The 1,140-nt window shown below is 72.5% G+C and carries 2 protein-coding genes; both read right to left on the reverse strand.

The window, feature by feature from the left end; translation table 11 throughout:
* Nucleotides 1–47 precede the first annotated feature (47 nt).
* Nucleotides 48–677 carry a DUF742 domain-containing protein gene (locus K353_RS33570; RefSeq protein WP_111557246.1) on the reverse strand — a complete coding sequence of 210 codons (630 nt, stop codon included), beginning with the start codon at nucleotides 675–677 and terminating at the stop codon, nucleotides 48–50.
* Nucleotides 678–843: 166 nt separating this feature from the next.
* Nucleotides 844–1,140 (reverse strand): roadblock/LC7 domain-containing protein (locus K353_RS33575; protein ID WP_111557247.1); only part of this gene is annotated, 297 nt, incomplete at its 5' end.

Here is a 1,140-nt window from a genome sequence, read left to right on the forward strand (position 1 = left end):
CGACGATCTTGGCGGAGGTGGTGGCGCGGCTGGGGGCGGCGGCCGCGTTAGAGCTTGCGAAGTCCACTGAGGACCCTTTCGAGCAGCGTGACGTCGGGCTGGTTGCCGGATTCGCCGCCGGCTGCGGGCTGGTGGATGGCGACCAGGCCGGCCTCGGCCAGGTCCGCCACGAGGATGCGGGCCACGCCCAGCGGAAGGCCGAGCAGCGCGGAGATCTCGGCCACCGACTTCACGTCGGAGCTGCACAGCGCGCAGATCCGCTGGTGCTCGGGGAGCAGGGTGGCCATCCGGGCCTGGTCGACCGCGGCGGAGACCAGGGCCTCCAGCGCGAGTTCGTAGCGCGGCCGGGTGCGTCCGCCGGTCATGGCGAAGGGCCGGATCAGCGGCTCGGCGTCCTCCTCGTCGTCGTACTCCTCGACGTGGCCGGGCTGCTCCTCGTAGCGGTGCGGCAGGCCGGGGTCGGGGAACGAGTCGGCACCGGGGTGGGCCTGGCCGTATCCGTCCGGCTGCTGGTACCAGCGCGGATCGGACTGCGGGGGCAGGTACGGCTGGCCACCGTCGAACTGCGGCGCGTACTGCGGCTGCTGACCGTGGCCGACGCCGGGAACCCCGAAAGCGTCGTGGCCGGAGCCCGCGTACGGGGCGCCGTACTGGCCACTGTGGTCGGGCGGTGTCACGGTTCATCTCCTCAAAGGGTGCGGCGGTGCGTTGCTGGCCGCGTCGCCGGGGAGCGCCGTGGCCGGTGGTGCGAAGGCCGTACAACGCCCGGTCCCGAGGCCGCCGAAGCGACCTCGGGACGGGCAATGAGGTCTTTCGAATACCAGGACGGTATCCGACGAACCGTCAGTGCAGGAGACTGCCCTGGAGTTCGGCCCGCAGCGCGGGCGTCAGGACCGCGCCGGCGCGGTCCACGAGGAGGGCCATCTCGTAGCCGACGAGACCGATGTCGGAGTCCGGCGAGGCGAGCACCGCGAGCGCGGAGCCGTCGCTGACCGCCATCAGGAACAGGAAGCCCCGCTCCATCTCGACCACGGTCTGGGTCACGTCGCCGCCCTCGAAGATGCGGCTGGCGCCGGAGGTCAGCGAGGTCAGTCCGGAGGCGACGGCGGCCAGCTGGTCGGCGCGGTCCCGGGGGAAGCC

The organism is Kitasatospora sp. SolWspMP-SS2h, assembly GCF_003259315.1.
Taxonomy (GTDB): domain Bacteria; phylum Actinomycetota; class Actinomycetes; order Streptomycetales; family Streptomycetaceae; genus Kitasatospora; species Kitasatospora fiedleri.